This is a genomic window from Paramesorhizobium deserti (assembly GCF_001558695.1).
Lineage (GTDB): Bacteria > Pseudomonadota > Alphaproteobacteria > Rhizobiales > Rhizobiaceae > Paramesorhizobium > Paramesorhizobium deserti.
In genome coordinates, this window is sequence record NZ_LNTU01000001.1 from 1,177,044 (window position 1) to 1,194,066 (window position 17,023).

17 protein-coding genes are annotated in these 17,023 nt (G+C 61.6%); 6 read left to right on the forward strand and 11 right to left on the reverse strand.

What is annotated here, in order from left to right:
• Positions 1-5: 5 nt before the first annotated feature.
• The 4 genes from ATN84_RS05560 to ATN84_RS05575 all read right to left on the reverse strand — a co-directional run bounded on the left by ATN84_RS05560 (position 6) and on the right by ATN84_RS05575 (position 4,759).
• Positions 6-1,145, reverse strand: coding sequence for an ABC transporter substrate-binding protein (locus ATN84_RS05560; protein ID WP_068880528.1), 1,140 nt, complete (start codon positions 1,143-1,145; stop codon positions 6-8).
• On the reverse strand, positions 1,142-2,302 hold the full coding sequence (locus tag ATN84_RS05565) for a CaiB/BaiF CoA transferase family protein (protein WP_068880911.1): 1,161 nt from the start codon (positions 2,300-2,302) through the stop codon (positions 1,142-1,144). Before ATN84_RS05565 ends, ATN84_RS05560 begins: the two co-directional genes overlap by 4 nt.
• 370 nt (positions 2,303-2,672) lie before the next feature.
• Positions 2,673-3,593 carry an arginase gene (gene rocF, locus ATN84_RS05570; protein WP_068880529.1) on the reverse strand — a complete coding sequence of 307 codons (921 nt, stop codon included), beginning with the start codon at positions 3,591-3,593 and terminating at the stop codon, positions 2,673-2,675.
• A gap of 86 nt (positions 3,594-3,679) precedes the next feature.
• On the reverse strand, positions 3,680-4,759 hold the full coding sequence (locus ATN84_RS05575) for an ornithine cyclodeaminase (RefSeq protein WP_425287368.1): 1,080 nt from the start codon (positions 4,757-4,759) through the stop codon (positions 3,680-3,682).
• Positions 4,760-4,867: 108 nt separating this feature from the next.
• Between ATN84_RS05575 and ATN84_RS05580 the strand changes: the two genes are divergently transcribed.
• From ATN84_RS05580 to ada, 6 genes are all read left to right on the forward strand, one after another.
• Positions 4,868-5,284, forward strand: a complete 417-nt coding sequence (locus tag ATN84_RS05580; RefSeq protein ID WP_068880531.1) for an Lrp/AsnC family transcriptional regulator — start codon at positions 4,868-4,870, stop codon at positions 5,282-5,284.
• Positions 5,285-5,606: 322 nt separating this feature from the next.
• A complete protein-coding gene (locus ATN84_RS05585) occupies positions 5,607-6,512 on the forward strand; it encodes a metal ABC transporter substrate-binding protein (protein ID WP_068880532.1) in 906 nt (301 codons plus the stop codon).
• Complete coding sequence (locus ATN84_RS05590) at positions 6,509-7,408, forward strand: manganese/iron ABC transporter ATP-binding protein (RefSeq protein WP_068880533.1); 900 nt, start codon at positions 6,509-6,511, stop codon at positions 7,406-7,408. The genes ATN84_RS05585 and ATN84_RS05590 overlap by 4 nt, the downstream gene beginning before the upstream one ends.
• Positions 7,405-8,265, forward strand: a complete 861-nt coding sequence (locus tag ATN84_RS05595) for a metal ABC transporter permease (protein ID WP_068880534.1) — start codon at positions 7,405-7,407, stop codon at positions 8,263-8,265. The genes ATN84_RS05590 and ATN84_RS05595 overlap by 4 nt, the downstream gene beginning before the upstream one ends.
• Positions 8,262-9,131 carry a metal ABC transporter permease gene (locus ATN84_RS05600; RefSeq protein ID WP_068880535.1) on the forward strand — a complete coding sequence of 290 codons (870 nt, stop codon included), beginning with the start codon at positions 8,262-8,264 and terminating at the stop codon, positions 9,129-9,131. The genes ATN84_RS05595 and ATN84_RS05600 overlap by 4 nt, the downstream gene beginning before the upstream one ends.
• Positions 9,132-9,262: 131 nt before the next feature.
• Positions 9,263-10,342, forward strand: a complete 1,080-nt coding sequence (gene ada / locus ATN84_RS05605; protein WP_068880536.1) for a bifunctional DNA-binding transcriptional regulator/O6-methylguanine-DNA methyltransferase Ada — start codon at positions 9,263-9,265, stop codon at positions 10,340-10,342.
• A gap of 276 nt (positions 10,343-10,618) precedes the next feature.
• Here the strand turns inward: ada and pheT are convergent, their stop codons facing one another.
• From pheT to infC, 7 genes are all read right to left on the reverse strand, one after another.
• Positions 10,619-13,024, reverse strand: coding sequence for a phenylalanine--tRNA ligase subunit beta (pheT, locus tag ATN84_RS05610; protein WP_068880537.1), 2,406 nt, complete (start codon positions 13,022-13,024; stop codon positions 10,619-10,621).
• A gap of 4 nt (positions 13,025-13,028) precedes the next feature.
• Positions 13,029-13,448, reverse strand: coding sequence for a hypothetical protein (locus ATN84_RS05615; protein ID WP_153020101.1), 420 nt, complete (start codon positions 13,446-13,448; stop codon positions 13,029-13,031).
• Positions 13,445-14,527: a phenylalanine--tRNA ligase subunit alpha gene (pheS, locus tag ATN84_RS05620; RefSeq protein ID WP_068880539.1), complete on the reverse strand. Its 1,083-nt coding sequence runs from the start codon at positions 14,525-14,527 to the stop codon at positions 13,445-13,447. The genes ATN84_RS05615 and pheS overlap by 4 nt, the downstream gene beginning before the upstream one ends.
• Before the next feature lie 112 nt (positions 14,528-14,639).
• Positions 14,640-15,041: a 50S ribosomal protein L20 gene (gene rplT, locus ATN84_RS05625; protein ID WP_068880540.1), complete on the reverse strand. Its 402-nt coding sequence runs from the start codon at positions 15,039-15,041 to the stop codon at positions 14,640-14,642.
• A gap of 32 nt (positions 15,042-15,073) precedes the next feature.
• On the reverse strand, positions 15,074-15,274 hold the full coding sequence (rpmI, locus tag ATN84_RS05630) for a 50S ribosomal protein L35 (protein ID WP_068880541.1): 201 nt from the start codon (positions 15,272-15,274) through the stop codon (positions 15,074-15,076).
• A 194-nt stretch (positions 15,275-15,468) separates the two neighbouring features.
• Positions 15,469-16,086 carry a methyltransferase family protein gene (locus tag ATN84_RS05635; RefSeq protein WP_068880912.1) on the reverse strand — a complete coding sequence of 206 codons (618 nt, stop codon included), beginning with the start codon at positions 16,084-16,086 and terminating at the stop codon, positions 15,469-15,471.
• A 282-nt stretch (positions 16,087-16,368) separates the two neighbouring features.
• Complete coding sequence (gene infC, locus ATN84_RS05640) at positions 16,369-16,905, reverse strand: translation initiation factor IF-3 (RefSeq protein WP_082766099.1); 537 nt, start codon at positions 16,903-16,905, stop codon at positions 16,369-16,371.
• Positions 16,906-17,023 lie beyond the last annotated feature (118 nt).

The window sequence follows — 17,023 nt, forward strand, 5'->3', positions numbered from 1 at the left end:
GGTGCCTAAACCCTGAAACTTTCGGCAAAAAGTCGGTTCAGATCGGCGACGACATCGCGCGCATTCTCCCCGCGCTGAAGACCAGCGTTGAGACGATCGGAACCCGCCTCCTGGAAAGCCATATAGCCGTCGTGGCGCGCGCGCACCCAGGCGCCTTCCAGCGTCGCGCGGGTGGCGGTGTAGAAATCGCTCGCCATCGCGTTCACCGTCGCGTCTTCCCAGGCACCGGCATGTCCCGGCTGGCCGCCGGCTGCCGCATAGGGACCACGCTGCACATCGCCGCTGGCGATCCAATAGGCGAAATCGATCGCCTCGGCCTGGGCTTTCGAAAAAGCCGAAACGGCGATGCCCGTGCCGCCGAGCGCGGAGCCGACCGGCCCCTCATCGCCGGCGGGAGGAATATCGGCAAAGCGGATCGTGGCCGGGCGGAAACCGGGAATGGCGTAATTGACATAGCCATAGATCAAAGGCGAGCAGAGATAAGGCGACCCCACTTCCGCGATCCGTTCGAAAACGGCGATCGGGTCCATCTCGAAACAGGCGGGATCGACGAGAGCCGCGATCTCCCGCAGCATCTCGTACACGGTGCACCCAGCCTCGATGTCGATAAGATCGCCCGGACCATCATTGGCGCAGGGCGCGCCGAGATTGCCGCTCAGCGTGAAGAAGCTCATCAGCGAATGGGGCGAACGCAGAGGCAGAAGTACATGGCCCTGCCGTGCCAGCTCCAGTACCTCGTTCCACCGGGTGGGTGCTGCGGCCAAGCAATCAGGCCGCCAGGCCTGCACCTGCGTCGCGGCATCGATCGGAAAAGCCCATTGCCGATCTCGCCAGTGATAGCTCGGAAAGGATTTGCCGACGCTGCCCTCGGCAAGCGCGGCGAGATCGGCTTCGCGCCCGGCAATGTCGAGCGGCGCCAGGCACTCCTCCTCCGTGATCTGGCCGACATGCGGATGATCGATGACGATCAGGTCGTAGGCTTTCGCCAGTTCCTCGACGGGAAAGCTCTCGAAATCCTGCAGCGAGCGCTTGTCCCATTCGATCGCGACGCCGGTTTTCTCCTGCCACAAGCGGGAACAGGCGACCATCGGATCAAACCCACGCGGATGGCTCCAGGTCATGCCCTTCAAAGTGACGGATTTCATAGACCGAACTCCTCGCGGATCTTTGCGCTCTGCTCGCCAATCTTTGGCGCGGCGCGGGTGAAGCTGGGTCGCACGCCGTCGATCCTGAGCGGCGAACGGGTGGTGAGGATGGAGACGTCGTCCTCGCGGTTTACTGTCTGCAGCATGTCGAGCACCTTGAAGCCTTCGCTTTCCATCAGCTCGTTCCAGTCGAGCACCTTGGCGCACCAGATATCGGCTGGCTCGAGGATGGCCAGCCATTCCTCCACCGTTTTCCCGGCGATGCGGGCCGCGATCTTCTCCTTGATCGCGTCGCGCTCGGTGAACCAGCTCTTCGGGTCGTCGCGATAGGGGGCGAGCTCCTCCATTTCGAGGAGATCGGCGAGCTTCGGTATTGGCACCATGGCGATGGCGAGATAGCCATCGGCGGCGGGATAGACGCCATAGGGCGCCGCGAGGTAGGCATGGGCGCTTCTGAAGCCAGAGCGCTTGGGCAGCCGGCGGCCGTCGTTCAGATGGGTGGTCAGCACCTCGAATTGCAGATCGACCAGCGCCTCAAGCAGGCTCGTCTCGACATGCCCCCCTTTGCCAGTGATACCGCGGCGGACCAGCGCGGCCAGAATGCCTTGAGCGGCGGCCGCACCGGCCAGCATGTCGGCGATGGCCAAACCGAAGGGCACCGGCCCCTGGCCCTCATCGCCGTTCAACCACATCACGCCGGAGCGCGACTGCGCCAGCAGATCCTGCCCCGGGCGCTTCACCCATGGCCCCTCCTCGCCATAGCCGCTGATCGACGCATAGACGAGGCGCGGATTGATGGCGCTAACCGTCTCGTAATCGAGACCGAGGCGCTCGATCACGCCGGGCCGGAAATTCTGGATGAGCACATCGGCTTGTCTCAGCAGCTTGCGCAGCGCGCTGAGATCGTCCGGATTCTTCAGATCGATCGCCAGGCTCTCCTTGGCCCGGTTGATGGCGTGAAAGATGGTGGAGTCGCCGCCGATCTCGGTATCGCTCAGATAAAGCCGGCGCGAGAGGTCGCCGCCGTCGGGCCGCTCGATCTTGATGACGCGCGCGCCGAGGTCCATCAGCCTGAGCGAGCAATAGGGGCCTGAGAGGAACTGGCTCATGTCGACGACGAGCAGCCCCGTCAACGGCAATTCGGTATCACTGGTCATCTGGCTGGTCTTCTCCTCCCGCTCCAATTTTCTTTTATGAATAATATTTTCACATATGAGTTTTATTGGCAAGGGGTGGGAGAGCGGGCAGACGGAACCCCGCGGCTTTCGCCGCGGGTCATCGGATAAGCGGTTGTGAGAGCGCGCCCGTTGAGCAGATCCCATTTCGATGGAATCGTTCGGCTTCTCACCCCCCTCTGCCCTGCCGGGCATCTCCCCCATGGTGGGATCGGATATCAGTTCCGGCTTCGCCAATCACCAACGCTGCAGAATTAAGCAACATGATTGATGCCAGCCAATCTCCCCCTTGAGGGGGAGATGGCCGGCAGGCCAGAGGGGGGTGTTACCGCGCCAATGTTTCCATTTAGCTCTAAAAAATCTTCTGGCCGAAGAGGCTACCCATCAATTCGACGAGCAGATAGGCGCTTTTTCCCCGTTCATCAAGAAAGGGATTGAGCTCGACGATATCGAGCGAGGTGACGAGGCCGCTGTCATAGAGCATTTCCATAGCGACGTGGGCCTCGCGATAGGTGCCGCCGCCGCGCACCGTCGTTCCCGTGCCCGGCGCAATCTCGGGATCGAGGAAATCGGTGTCGAAGCTCAGATGCAGCAATCCGCCTGCTCGTTTCACCGTTTCGATGACGCGTTTCATCGCGGCGACGATGCCGTTCTCATCGATGAAGCGCATGTCGAAGACATTGACGCCCGCCTTTGCCAGATCAGCACGCTCGTCCGCATCAACCGACCGGATGCCGCACATGAAGACATGCTCGGGCGCAACCGCAGGCCTGTCATCAGGCAATATGCCAGAAAAGCCGTCAGCGCCGCAGAAGAACGCCACCGACATGCCGTGCATATTGCCGGAAGGCGAAGTGGCGGGCGTGTTGAAATCCGCGTGCGCGTCCATCCACAGCACGAAGAGCTTGCGGCCCTGTTCCTCGGCATGGCGCACCGCGCCGGCGACCGTCCCCATGGAAAGGCTGTGATCGCCACCGAGAAAGATCGGCAGCCGGCCCTCTTTCAGCGCCGCATGGGAGGCGCGCTCCAGCGTCCTGGTCCAGCCGCCGATCCGGGCGGCGTTCCTCGCCAATCCCGGCAGGGTGAAGCCGGGTATATCCTCGGGCGCGAGATTGCCGCGGTCCTCCACCTTGTGCCCGAGCTTCTCCAGCGCCGGCCCTATGCCGGCAAGGCGCAGCGCCGCCGGTCCCATGGCGCAGCCGAGCCGGCCCGCGCCTTCCTCGACAGGGGCGCCAAGGAGAACGATGTCTTTGTGGTCGATCCGGCTAATCATGGTTTTCCCCGCGCCTTCCGCCCGCCTCCGTCACGGAAGCAGGTCTTTCCTATCCGAATTTTCCAAATTTGTGTCGAAGCGCCGGCTCAGGAGGTCAGCGCTGGCTGCCCTGCCGCGGAGCCGGTCCTGGCGAGGAGCCCGAAAAGATCGCGCGGATCGTTCGGCTCGGCAATCAGGTCGATATCCCTGTAGAAACGCGTTCCCTGCACCTGATCGCGGAAGAAGCGCAGCGCGGAGAAATCCTCCACCGCGAAGCCGACGGAATCGAAAAGCGTGATCTGCCTCGGCGAACTCCGCCCCGGCTTCTCGCCCGCGATCACCTGCCAGAGTTCCGTCACGGGATAATCGGCGTCGAGCTGCTGGATCTCGCCCTCGACCCGGGTCTGCGGCGGGAATTCGACGAAGATATCCGATCTCAGCAGGATGTCGCGCTGCAGCTCCGTCTTGCCCGGACAATCGCCGCCGACCGCATTGATATGCACGCCGGCGCCGATCATGTTGTCGGAAAGGATGGTCGCGCGCCGTTTGTCGGCGGTGACTGTGGTGATGATATCGGCACCCATCACCGCCTCCTCGGCGCTCCTGGCTTCGGTGATGCGGATGCCGGACCCTACCATGTTGCGCAGGAATTTCGGATAGGCGGCGGGATCGACATCGAAGACGCGCAGCTCGCGGATGCCGAGGATGGCCTTGAAGGCGAGCGCCTGGAACTCCGCCTGGGCGCCGAGGCCGATCAGCGCCATCACCTTCGTATCCTCGCGGGCGAGATATTTCGCCGCCATAGCGGAGGTCGCCGCCGTGCGCAGCGCCGTCGCGATGGTCATTTCGGAGATGAACTCGGGATAGCCGGTGGCGACATCGGCAAGCACGCCGAAGGCCGTCACCGTCTGCAATCCATGGACGGGGTTCTGCGGATGGCCGTTGACATATTTGAAGCCGTAGAGATCGTGATCGGCGGTCGGCATCAGTTCGATGACGCCATTGTCCGAATGGGAGGCGACGCGCGGCGTCTTGTCGAACTGGTTCCACCGGATGAAATCCTGCTCGATATAGGTCACCAGCTTGCGAAAGAGGTCTTCCAGGCCGATCGATCCAACGAGATCGATCATGTTCTGCGTCCCGACGAACTGAACCATATGCGTCCTGCCCTCCATAGTTCCTTCCATAAGAATACGGGGGTGCAGTTTTAAAGGAAATGCCAAACAGTTTTAAATTTCGGCATCTTTTTGCTAATATTGCATATGGATATTGCACACTTTGACAGGAAGCCGACGATGGACGATCTCGATGCCCGACTCATAGCGGCGCTGCGGCAGGACGGGCGGGCACCGCTCTCCAAGCTGGCCGACATCCTCTCCGTCTCGCGCGGGACCGTGCAGAACAGGCTCGACCGGCTTGTCGCCAATGGCGTCATCCTCGGCTTCACCGTGCGCGTCAAGGATATGGCGGGAGCCGAGCGCATAAGGGCGATTATGATGATCGAAGTGGTCGGCCGCAACACGCACCAAGTCGTCCAGAGTCTCAGGAAACTCCCTGAAATCCTCTCTCTCCATTCGACCAACGGCGCCTGGGACCTCGTCGCCGAAATCGAGGTGGCGAGCCTGATCGATTTCGACCGCGTGCTCAATTCCGTGCGGCTCATCGACGGTATCGCCAGATCGGAGACGAGCCTGCTTCTGGCGCCGGCGTGACACGCGCTGCTTGCCCTGACGGAAACGGGGGCCCCCTCTGGCCTGCCGCCCATCTCCCCTCAAGGGGGAGATTACGCCTTCATCAACGCCCGGCACCAATCGCAAGCGTTATAAAATGAAGGCCGACCCGCGGGTCAGCTAATCTCCCCCTGCGGCAGGCAGAAGGGGTATAACTGCACAGCGTTTCCTGATCTCCATTCTCATATTGCAAATCATTCCCAGTTGCAAGTTCGGATGAAATATGTAACCTCGTAACTAGGAATGAATTGCAGTTGCAAAATATCGCAACAAGCGAGCCATGCGGAGTGGGAAAGGAAGCCATATGATCGATCGCCTCAGACGTCACGTTCTTGCCGGTATTGCGGGCGTGCTGGCCCTGGGCCTCATGCCGGGCGTTTCGCAGGCGCAAGCCAAATTCAAGGTGGTGACCACCTTCACCGTGATCGCCGATATGGCCAGGAATGTCGCTGGCGATGCGGCGATCGTTGAATCGATCACCAAGCCCGGCGCCGAGATCCATAATTACCAGCCGACGCCGCGCGATATCCTGAAAGCCCAGGATGCGCAGCTGATCCTCTGGAACGGGCTCAATCTGGAACTCTGGTTCGAACGGTTCTTCCAGAACCTCGAAGGGGTGCCGGGCGTAGTGGTCACTGAGGGCATCGAGCCGATGGGCATCGCCGAAGGGCCCTACAAGGACAAGCCCAATCCGCACGCATGGATGTCGCCGAGGAACGCGCTGATCTATGTCGACAACATCCGCGATGCTTTCGCTAGATATGATCCGGACAATGCCGCGACCTATGAGGCGAACGCCGAGGCCTACAAGAAGAAGATCACCGATGCGATCGGACCGATCGAGGCGAAGCTCGAAGCCATCCCTGAGGAAAAGCGCTGGCTGGTGACGAGCGAGGGCGCATTCAGCTATCTCGCCCGCGATTTCGGCCTGAAGGAACTTTATCTCTGGCCGATCAATGCGGACCAGCAGGGCACGCCGCAGCAGGTTCGCCGGGTGATCGACGCGGTGAAGGCCAACAAGATCACCGTCGTCTTCAGCGAAAGCACCGTGTCGGCGAAGCCGGCGCAGCAGGTGGCGCGGGAGACGGGCGCCAAATATGGCGGCGAGCTCTATGTGGATTCGCTGAGCGAGCCCGACGGTCCGGTTCCAACCTATATCGATCTCCTGCGCGTAACCTCTGACAGGATCGCGAAGGGACTTGCCGGATGAATGCGCTGTTGACGCCTTTTGCTCCGCCCCGCGATGCCGGGACGGGGCTTGCCGTCAGGGATATAACCGTCACCTACCGCAACGGCCACACGGCGCTCTACGATGCCAGTTTCGAAATACCGACGGGTACGATCAGCGCACTCGTCGGCGTCAATGGCAGCGGGAAATCGACGCTCTTCAAGGCGATCATGGGCTTTGTCCGTCCGTCGAAAGGGGTGATCTCCATTCTCGGCCAGCCGGCCGGCCAGGCGCTGAAGAAGAACGTGGTGGCCTATGTGCCGCAGAATGAGGATGTCGACTGGAATTTCCCCGTTCTGGTCGAAGATGTCGTGATGATGGGCCGCTACGGCCATATGAACATGATGCGCATTCCGAAGGCCAGCGACCACGCGGCCGTGACGGCGGCGCTCGAGCGCGTCGGCATGAGCGATTTCCGCAAGCGGCAGATCGGAGAGCTTTCCGGCGGCCAGAAAAAGCGCGTCTTCCTCGCCCGCGCGCTGGCGCAGGACGGGCACGTCATCCTGCTCGACGAGCCTTTCACCGGCGTCGACGTCAAGACGGAGGATGCGATCATCGAGCTCCTCCGGGTGTTGCGCGATGAGGGCCGGGTGATGCTCGTCTCCACGCACAATCTCGGCAGCGTGCCGGAATTCTGCGACCGGACGATCCTCCTGAACCGGACCGTTCTCGCCCATGGGCCGACGGCACGGGTCTTCACGCAGGAGAACCTGGAAAAAACCTTCGGCGGCGTGCTTCGCCATTTCGTCCTCGGCGAACAGCAAGCAGGAAAACGACAGGGGCTCAACGTGATTACCGACGACGAACGGCCGCTTGTGCTCTATGGCGACAAGCTGGCCGCGCGCGGATCGCTCGACGACAAGAAGGCGCGGGAATGATGGCCGTTCTCCTCGAACCCTTCTCCTATGAATATATGATCAATGCCATGTGGGTCAGCGCGCTCGTCGGCGGCGTCTGCGCCTTTCTCTCGGCCTATCTCATGCTCAAGGGCTGGTCGCTGATCGGCGATGCGCTTTCCCATTCGATCGTGCCGGGCGTGGCCGGCGCCTATATGCTCGGCCTGCCCTTTTCCATCGGCGCCTTCTTCTCCGGTGCGCTTGCCGCCGGCGCCATGCTGTTTTTGAACCAGCGCACGCGGCTGAAGGAAGACGCGATCATCGGGCTGATCTTCACCTCCTTCTTCGGGCTCGGGCTGTTCATGATGTCGCTGTCGCCGGCCTCGGTGAACATCCAGACCATCATTCTCGGCAATATCCTCGCCATCACGCCCGAGGATACGCTGCAGCTCGCCATTATCGGCTTCGTCTCGCTCGCAGTGCTGCTCGTCAAATGGAAGGATTTGATGGTGACGTTCTTCGATGAAAATCACGCCCGTTCCATTGGCCTCAACCCGTCGCTCCTGAAGATCGTGTTCTTCACGCTACTTTCCGCCTGCACGGTCGCGGCACTCCAGACGGTCGGCGCATTCCTGGTCATCGCCATGGTGGTCACCCCAGGCGCGACCGCCTACCTCCTGACCGACCGTTTTCCCAGACTGCTGATCATCAGTGTGGCCATCGGCGCGATCACCAGCTTCACCGGAGCCTATGTCAGCTACTTCCTCGATGGAGCGACGGGCGGCATCATCGTCGTCATGCAGACGCTGATCTTCCTCGCCGCGTTCTTCCTGGCTCCGAAGCACGGCATGCTCGCCGCGCGCCGGCGCGCGGCACAGGCGCTGGAGGGAATCCGATGAGCCTTCTCGACACGCTCCTCCTGCCCTTCCAGTTCGGGTTCATGCGCTATGCGCTGGTGATCTCCGTGCTCGTCGCCATTCCGACGGCGCTGCTTTCCTGCTTCCTGGTGCTCAAGGGCTGGTCCTTGATGGGTGACGCCATCTCGCATGCGGTCTTTCCCGGCGTGGTGGTCTCCTACATCATCGGCCTGCCCTATGCGATCGGCGCATTCGTGGCGGGCATGGTCTGCGCGCTCGCCACGGGGTTTCTAAAAGAAAACAGCCGCATCAAGCAGGATACGGTGATGGGTGTGGTCTTCTCTGGCATGTTCGGCCTGGGTATCGTGCTCTATACCAAGATCCAGTCGGATGTGCATCTCGACCATATCCTGTTCGGCGACATGCTGGGCATCGGTCTCCGAGACATTCTGGAGACCGGCATCATCGCCGCGATCACCGCTGGCATTATCGCCCTGAAATGGCGCGACCTGCTGCTCCACGCCTTCGATCCGGTGCAGGCGAAGGTGATCGGCCTGCCGGTGCGCCTCCTGCATTACGGTCTGCTGGCGATCCTGTCGCTGACCATCGTCGGTGCGCTGAAGGCGGTGGGCATCATCCTCGCCATCGCGATGCTGATCGCGCCCGGCGCCATCGCCTTTCTCCTGACGCGGGCGTTCGGCCCGATGCTGGTGCTTTCCGTCATTATCGCAGAGTTTGCATCCTTCTTCGGCGTCTATTTAAGCTTCTTCATCGACAGCGCGCCGGCGCCGACAATCGTGCTGCTGATGACGATCATCTTTATCGGCGCCTTTCTCCATTCGACGAGGAAGGCGGCGCGGCTTGAAATGCAGCGGATACAAACGAAAGAAAATTCCGTTATTGGCTAACCGTGTCAACCAGGCCGGAAGCGCCTATATTGGGGGCGGAGATATTTGAGAATTTGAAAGCAAGGGCCGGAGTGTTTGGCCCTGGCCATAGCGATAGAAAGGCTGACAAGAGTAATTGAAGGATGAAAGCAATGAACCTTGTCATCGCCAAACCTGAGAATATCACCCCCGCCGAGCGGGATCCACGCTGGACGGCCCTCGTCAACCGCGACCCGGCCTTCGACGGAAAGTTCGTCTATTCCGTGAAGACAACGGGCGTCTATTGCCGCCCGACATGCCCGTCGCGCCTGGCAAAGCCCGAAAACATCGCCTTCCATGCGGATTGCGCGGAGGCCGAGAGCGCCGGCTTCCGCCCCTGCCTGCGCTGCCGACCGAACGAAGCCTCACTTGCCGAGCGGCACGCGGCCATCGTGGCCGAGGCCTGCCGCCTGATCGAGGCTTCGGAAGAGCTGCCGGCGCTGGACGCGCTCGCCCAGTCGGTGGGGATGAGCCCCTATCATTTCCACCGGCTTTTCAAATCGGTCACCGGGCTGACGCCCAAGGCCTATGGCGCGGCACATCGCGCCCGCCGCGTCCGCGACCAGCTCGCCGAGGGTAAAAGCAGCGTCACCGAGGCGATCTACGATGCCGGGTTCAACTCATCGAGCCGCTTCTACGAGACCTCGAACAAGGTGCTCGGCATGACGCCCAGCGCATTCCGCGCCGGCGGCATTGAAGCCGAGATCAAATTCGCCGTCGGCCAATGCTCGCTCGGGGCCATTCTCGTGGCGACGAGCCGCAAGGGCGTCTGCGCCATTCTCCTTGGCGACGACCCCGACCAGCTGGTGCGCGACCTGCAGGACCGTTTTCCAAAAGCCAAGCTGATCGGCGGCGACGCCGAATTCGAGAAACTGGTGGCGAAGGTGGTCGGCTTCGTCGAAGCGCCGGCGATCGGCCTCGACCTGCCGCTCGACGTGCGCGGCACGGCGTTCCAGGAGCGGGTCTGGCAAGCGCTGCGCAACATTCCGGCGGGCGAAACGGTGAGCTATAGCGATATCGCGGCCCGCATCGGCGCACCGAAGGCCGTCCGCGCCGTGGCCCAAGCCTGCGCGGCCAACAAGATCGCGGTAGCGATCCCCTGCCACCGCGTGGTGCGCAACGACGGCGGCCTTTCCGGCTATCGCTGGGGCGTGGAGAGGAAAAGGGCGCTGTTGGGGAGGGAGCGGGGGTGAATCACCCCCTTGCCCTGCAGGGCATCTCCCCCATCGTCATCCCCAGGGCTTGACCCGAGGATCCATGGCTGAGAGGCGCTGACCTTTCCGCCACTTCAATGCGTTGCAGCAGCAAATACGGTCAATATTCCATCCGCTGGTTTATGATCCCGTAGCGAATGATAGTACCGTTTCCACTCCTTTGCCGTGGATCCTCGGGTCAAGCCCGAGGATGACGAAAGGAGGGAGAGGGAGATGCCCGGCAGGCCAGAGGGGAGTGCCCAAGCATCGTGTCCATCATCCCCGCAGAACACCACCCGTCTGCTTGCCGACGCTCTCGACGACGCGCTTGGCGAGCCCTTCCAGATCCTCATCCGTCAGCGTACGCTCCTGCGGCTGGATCGATATCTCGATGGCGATGGACTTCTTGTCCTCGCCGAGTGCCGGACCTTCGAAGATGTCGAAGACCTGAATACCGGTGATCAGCTTCCGGTCGGCGGCACCGGCGGCGCGGATCACCGCTGCTGCCTCAACCGACTTATCCACCACGAAAGCGAAATCGCGACGCACCGCCTGGAAATTCGAGAGCGCCAGTGGCGGCTTGGTGCGCGTCGCCTTCTGCTTCGGCTCGGGAATGGCGTCAATGAACACCTCGAAGCCGCAGAGAGCGCCATCGACATCGAGCGTTTCCAAGGTCTTCGGGTGGAACTCGCCGAAATGGCCCAGAACCACCTTGGGCCCGAGCTTGATCGTGCCGGAACGGCCGGGATGATACCAGGAGGGGCCGCCCGCCTCGATCTGCACCCGGTCGACCGGCGCGCCGCAGGCCTCCAGCACGGCAAGCGCATCGGCCTTGGCGTCGAATACGCCGACAGCCTGAGCATTGCCCGCCCAGTGACGGCCGGCGCCATCAAGCTTCGCCGTGCCGCGGCGCACGCCGGCGGCCACACGGCGCTGCTTCTCAGGCGTATCGCCCTCATAGGTGCCGGAGACCTCGAACAGCGCCAGATCGTTGAAGCCGCGATCGGCATTCCTCTGCGCGCCCGCCAGCAGGCCCGGCAGGAGCGACGGGCGCATGTCGGACATGTCGGCGGCGATCGGGTTGGCGAGCTTCAGTTCCGGCTGGCCACCGCCGAAGGCCTCTGCATGGGCTGATGGAATGAACGACCAGGTCACCGCCTCCATCATGCCGCGTGAGGCCAGAGCGCGCTTGGCCGCGCGAGTGCGGATCTGCAGCGTCGTCAGGATCTTGCCGTTGACCGCGGCGTGACTTGCCAGCGGCTGCGGCGCTATATTGTCGACACCGTGAATGCGCATCACCTCCTCGACCAGATCGGCCTTGCCGTCGACATCGGGCCGCCAGGACGGCACGAGGACATCCACCGTGTCGCCATCGCTCTGAGGCGTAAAGCCAAGGCGCTTCAGGATATCGAGGCTTTCCGCCTTCGCCACATCGAGCCCGGTCAGGCGTTTCACCTCGGAAACCGGGAAGGTGACCTTCTTCGGCTCATGCCCCCTATAGCCTACCACCTCGGTCTCCGTCGGCGTGCCCCCGCAGAGGTCGAGCACCATGCGGGTCGCCAGTTCCAGCCCTGGCACCATGAATTCCGGATCGACGCCGCGCTCGAAGCGGTAGCGCGCATCGGTGATGATACCGAGCTCACGGCCGGTGCGGGCGATATTCCCAGGGTTCCAGAGCGCGGATTCGATCAGCACATCGGTCGTATTCTCATCACAGCCCGAATGCACGCCGCCCATGATGCCGGCGATCGATTCGACGCCTTCGGCATCGGCGATGACGCAGACCTCGCCATTGAGCTTGTACTCGCGGTCGTCCAGCGCCAGCACGGTTTCGCCCTCCTTCGCGCGGCGCACCGTGAGATCGCCCTTCACCTTGGCGGCATCGAAGACATGCAGCGGGCGGCCACGGTCGAAGGTGATGTAATTGGTGATATCGACCAGCGCATTGATCGGTCTGAGGCCGATGGCGGAAAGCCGCTGCTGCAGCCATTTCGGGCTCGGGCCGTTCCTGACGCCGCGCACGAGGCGCAGGGCGAAACCGGGGCAAAGGTCAGGCGCCTCGATCGCCAGCCTGACCGGCGTCGCGCCCTCGCCCTTTACGCGGGCGACGGCGCCGTCCTTCAGCTTGCCCAGGCCCGCCGCGGCGAGATCACGGGCGATGCCGTAGACGCCGGTCGCATCCGGGCGGTTCGGCGTCAGGTTTATCTCGATCACCGGATCGTCAAGCCCGGCGTAGGCGGCGAAGCTCGTTCCAACCGGCGCGTCGGCCGGCAGATCGATGATGCCGTTATGCTCGTCCGACATCTGAAGCTCGCGTTCAGAGCACATCATGCCGTGGCTCTCGACACCCCTGATCCTGCCGACGCCAAGCGTCACGTCGATGCCGGGCACATAGGTTCCGGGACCTGCGAAAGCGCCGATCAGGCCGGCGCGCGCATTGGGCGCGCCGCAGACGACCTGGATGGGCTTGCCATCACCGGTGTCGACCGAAAGCACCTGCAGCTTGTCGGCATCGGGATGTCTCTCCGCCGTCAGCACCCGGGCAATTGTGAACGGCTTCAGCGCCGATTTGTCATCGACGGATTCGACTTCGAGGCCGATCATGGTCAGCCGCTCGACGATCTCCTCGAGCGTGGCGTCGGTTTCAAGGTGATCCTTGAGCCAGGAGAGTGTGAATTTCATCGCTTCATTCTTTCAGTTCGTGGAATCGTAGAATTTCAAGGTCGCTTGAGATGGGCGCCAACCCCAGCTCTCGTCGAATTTGCGATCTCACGTGCTTGATAAGTTCATTCGTGTTGGACTGCCTCGCAGACTTGATGTCGTCGCAAAACTTCTTAGTCAGTCTCAATAACTCAGGATCTCCAAACAGCTGTATTCTATCCACCGCACGCTCAATTGCCTGAACCTCGTCTTTGGGCTCCACAAAAGATAAGACGGCTATTGCGTCGTGGATTTCCAGCAGATGTTTTACAATCAACTCACGACGCTTGTTTTCCCGCTCACGTTTTGACGTGAAGAGGTGATTTACTAGCGCGACAAATCCCCCGCCGATTACAGCGCTTATCAATGCAAGAGCAGCAGGGGATATCGTCGCATACATCTTCATCCACTCAGCCCCCCAAACAGCGTCGGCATGTCGAGCGGGCGGAAACCGTAATGCGAAAGCCAGCGGATATCGGCGTCGAAGAAGGCGCGCAGATCAGGCATGCCGTATTTCAGCATGGCGATGCGGTCGATGCCCATGCCCCAGGCGAAGCCCTGATATTCATCCGGGTCTAGGCCACCGTGGCGCAGGACATTGGGATGCACCATGCCGCAGCCGAGGATCTCCATCCAGTCATTGCCCTCGCCGAATTTCACCTCGCTGCCCGAACGGTCGCACTGGATATCGACCTCCATCGAGGGCTCGGTGAAGGGGAAGAAGGACGGGCGGAAGCGCATCTTCAGGGACGGTACCTCGAAGAAGGCCTTGCAGAACTCCTCCAGCACCCATTTCATGTTGGCGACATTGGCCGTTTTATCGATCACCAGCCCTTCGAGCTGGTGGAACATCGGCGAATGGGTCGCGTCGGAATCCATGCGGTAGGTCTTGCCGGGGATGACGATGCGGATCGGCGGCTTCTGCGTTTCCATGGTGCGGATCTGCACCGGCGAGGTATGGGTGCGCAGGAGCTTGCGCTCGCCTTTCTCATCCGGATTGAAGAAGAAGGTGTCGTGCATCTCGCGCGCCGGATGCCCTTCGGGGAAGTTCAGCGCGGTGAAATTATAATAATCCGTCTCAATGTCAGGCCCTTCGGCGATGGCGAAGCCCATATCGGCGAAAATGGCGGTGATCTCATCGACCACCTGGCTGATCGGGTGGATGCGGCCGCGCTCAGCCGGCGAGGCACGCACGGGCAGCGTGACATCGACCTTTTCCGTTTCGAGGCGGGCGGCGATGGCCGTATCGCGCAGTTCCGCCTTGCGAGCCGTCAGGGCCTCGGTCACTCTGGTTTTCAGCCCGTTGATGGCCGGGCCCTGGCTCTGGCGCTCTTCCGGCGACATGGCGCCGAGCGACTTCAGTTTTTCCGAAATCGAGCCCTTCTTGCCGAGGGCCGCGACGCGAACGGCCTCGATGGCCTGCTCATCCTGCGCCCCGGCGATCTCGGCCAGAAGGGTTTGTTCCAGTTCGGCAATGTCGGACATGGGGTCGTGTTCCGTATTTCATGACGGGATGGGAAAGCGAAAAAACCCGCGCAGGCCGAGCCAGCGCGGGTTTCCCAAACAGTAACCGATTTTGTTTTGGGAGGCGGCTGGCTTAGCGGACAGCGCCTTCAAAAGCATTCGGGGTGGTTTCTTTCAGATATTCGAGCGCCTTCTTGGCCGAAGCGACCAGCGCGGCGAATGCCTCCGGCTCATGGATAGCGATATCGGAGAGAACCTTGCGATCGACCTCGATACCCGACTTGGTAAGACCGTCGATGAAGCGGCCATAGGTCAGGCCATGCTCGCGGACGGCAGCGTTGATGCGCTGGACCCACAGGGCGCGGAAGGAGCGCTTGCGATTCTTGCGGTCGCGATAGGCATATTGCTTCGAACGATCGACTGCGGCCTTGGCGGCGCGGATCGTATTCTTACGGCGGCCGCGGAAACCCTCGGCCTGCTTCAGAACCTTCTTGTGCTTGGCATGGGACGTTACGCCCCGTTTTACACGTGCCATGATATGATCTCCTTAAAACGTCAGGCTTCGGCTCAAAGGCCGTTCGGCAGGAACTTCTTCACGATCTTGGCATCGGGTTCGGCGAGAACCATGGTGCCGCGTGCATCGCGAATGAACTTGTTCGAGCGCTTGATCATGCCATGGCGCTTGCCGGCAGCAGCCGACTTCACCTTGCCGGTGGCGGTAATCTTGAACCGCTTCTTGGCAGCGGATTTGGTCTTCATCTTGGGCATTTTGCTACTCCTTCTTGGCGTTTCCTGTCGTGCCTATGGCACTCCACGCCTCTTGCTTGATACTTCCGGACCGACCAAAGCCCGAAAAGCATGTAAAACCGCCACGGCATGCCCTGCCGGGCGGTTCGAACGCGGCCTTATAGGCATGAATGCCGGAAAAGGCAAGGGATGAATCGCGCACTTCCGGTTCGCTATCAGTACAATCTGAGCAGCACCGGCAGGATGTGCACGCCCTGCAGATATTCGACGAATTCGAAGAATGGGTAGGCGATGAAGAAGACAAGGCCGTCGATCAGGGTGCGATAGACCCTGTCGGGCCTGACGATCAGCTCGGCACTGTCGCGGAAGAGCGAAAAGCGCGGGAAGAAACGGGGTACTTCGGCCAGATAGGCGCGATAGGGCTCGCCGAAGGTCTTCTTGAGGTAATTCTCCTCGGCGCGGATGACGACGAGAAACGCGAGATAGCAAAGTACGGCAAAACCGAAGGCGATGATGAGGCTGCCGGTCTGCGCACCGATGCCCGCGGCGCCAAGGGTGCTGAAGACATAAAGCGGATTGCGGGTAACGGAATAGGGGCCGTCACGAACGATTTCGGCGCTCTTCTTGCCGCCGATATAGAGCGTGCACCACATGCGCCCGACGATCGCCAGCACGATGAAGCTCAAGCCGACCGCCTCGATATATTCGTGGATATCCTTGTCGCCCCACGCAGAGCGGACGAACAGAAGCGCCAGCAACAGCAATGCGATCACAAGCGCGATGACGATGCGCCTGCGCTGCTGGAACCGGCCCATATCACTCAAAGTGCGCATTGCTGAAACCCCGCCGACAGGATTGATGTTGCCGTTCCTCTCGGCGCACTTCATGGGCAATTTGTGGCGGAAAATGGAAATTGGTCGATGCAGCGGCACGATCCCGCCCCTCACCCTTACCCTCTCCCCGCAAGCGGGGCGAGGGGGCGTAGACGTCGCCACCTCTTCCTTCTCCCCGTCTGCGGGGGTCCGAAGGACGGGTCGAGACCCGTGGCTCGACCCCGGGTGGTGCCGGCAGGCAGATGAGGGGCATCAGCCCCTGTAGTTGAAAGGAAGCGCTGCCTATCTCGGCGCGAGCACCATCATCATCTGGCGGCCTTCAAGGCGCGGCTCGGCCTCGACCTTGGCGATCTCGGCGGTGTCTTCCTTGACCCGCTCGAGGAGCTTCATGCCCAGTTCCTGGTGCGCCATCTCGCGGCCGCGGAAGCGCAGCGTGATCTTAACCTTGTCGCCTTCCTCGAAGAAACGGCCGACCGCCTTCATCTTCACCTCATAATCATGGGTATCGATGTTCGGCCGCATCTTGATTTCCTTGATCTCGACCGTCTTCTGTTTCTTGCGCGCTTCGGCAGCTTTTTTCTGGTTCTGGTATTTCAGCTTGCCGAGATCGACGATCTTGCACACCGGAGGTTCGGCGTTCGGCACGATCTCGACGAGATCGAGCCCCGCTTCCTCGGCAAGGGCCAAGGCCTCCTGGATGGATACGTCGCCGTGGTTCTGGCCTTCGGCATCGATAAGCTGAACCCGGGGAACCCGGATATCTCGGTTGGAGCGCGGTCCGTCTTTCTGGACCGGCGCCGCTCTGAACGGTCGGCGAATGGTCGTTATCTCCTGAACTGTTTCATCTGGTATTCATATTCCCGCGCGTTATGCCTGACACATAACCGCGCTCTCGGCGGCAATGTCGCCAAGCAGGCGCGGATGTCAATAGCATCTT

What these genes read in the sequence shown, in the direction of transcription:
- ATN84_RS05560 (WP_068880528.1), bottom strand. Translation starts at nt 1,145, where the DNA reads ATGAAATCCGTCACTTTGAAGGGCATGACCTGGAGCCATCCGCGTGGG.
- ATN84_RS05565 (WP_068880911.1), bottom strand. Translation starts at nt 2,302, where the DNA reads ATGACCAGTGATACCGAATTGCCGTTGACGGGGCTGCTCGTCGTCGAC.
- rocF (WP_068880529.1), bottom strand. Translation starts at nt 3,593, where the DNA reads ATGATTAGCCGGATCGACCACAAAGACATCGTTCTCCTTGGCGCCCCT.
- ATN84_RS05575 (WP_425287368.1), bottom strand. Translation starts at nt 4,759, where the DNA reads ATGGAAGGAACTATGGAGGGCAGGACGCATATGGTTCAGTTCGTCGGG.
- ATN84_RS05580 (WP_068880531.1), top strand. Translation starts at nt 4,868, where the DNA reads ATGGACGATCTCGATGCCCGACTCATAGCGGCGCTGCGGCAGGACGGG.
- ATN84_RS05585 (WP_068880532.1), top strand. Translation starts at nt 5,607, where the DNA reads ATGATCGATCGCCTCAGACGTCACGTTCTTGCCGGTATTGCGGGCGTG.
- ATN84_RS05590 (WP_068880533.1), top strand. Translation starts at nt 6,509, where the DNA reads ATGAATGCGCTGTTGACGCCTTTTGCTCCGCCCCGCGATGCCGGGACG.
- ATN84_RS05595 (WP_068880534.1), top strand. Translation starts at nt 7,405, where the DNA reads ATGATGGCCGTTCTCCTCGAACCCTTCTCCTATGAATATATGATCAAT.
- ATN84_RS05600 (WP_068880535.1), top strand. Translation starts at nt 8,262, where the DNA reads ATGAGCCTTCTCGACACGCTCCTCCTGCCCTTCCAGTTCGGGTTCATG.
- ada (WP_068880536.1), top strand. Translation starts at nt 9,263, where the DNA reads ATGAACCTTGTCATCGCCAAACCTGAGAATATCACCCCCGCCGAGCGG.
- pheT (WP_068880537.1), bottom strand. Translation starts at nt 13,024, where the DNA reads ATGAAATTCACACTCTCCTGGCTCAAGGATCACCTTGAAACCGACGCC.
- ATN84_RS05615 (WP_153020101.1), bottom strand. Translation starts at nt 13,448, where the DNA reads ATGAAGATGTATGCGACGATATCCCCTGCTGCTCTTGCATTGATAAGC.
- pheS (WP_068880539.1), bottom strand. Translation starts at nt 14,527, where the DNA reads ATGTCCGACATTGCCGAACTGGAACAAACCCTTCTGGCCGAGATCGCC.
- rplT (WP_068880540.1), bottom strand. Translation starts at nt 15,041, where the DNA reads ATGGCACGTGTAAAACGGGGCGTAACGTCCCATGCCAAGCACAAGAAG.
- rpmI (WP_068880541.1), bottom strand. Translation starts at nt 15,274, where the DNA reads ATGCCCAAGATGAAGACCAAATCCGCTGCCAAGAAGCGGTTCAAGATT.
- ATN84_RS05635 (WP_068880912.1), bottom strand. Translation starts at nt 16,086, where the DNA reads ATGCGCACTTTGAGTGATATGGGCCGGTTCCAGCAGCGCAGGCGCATC.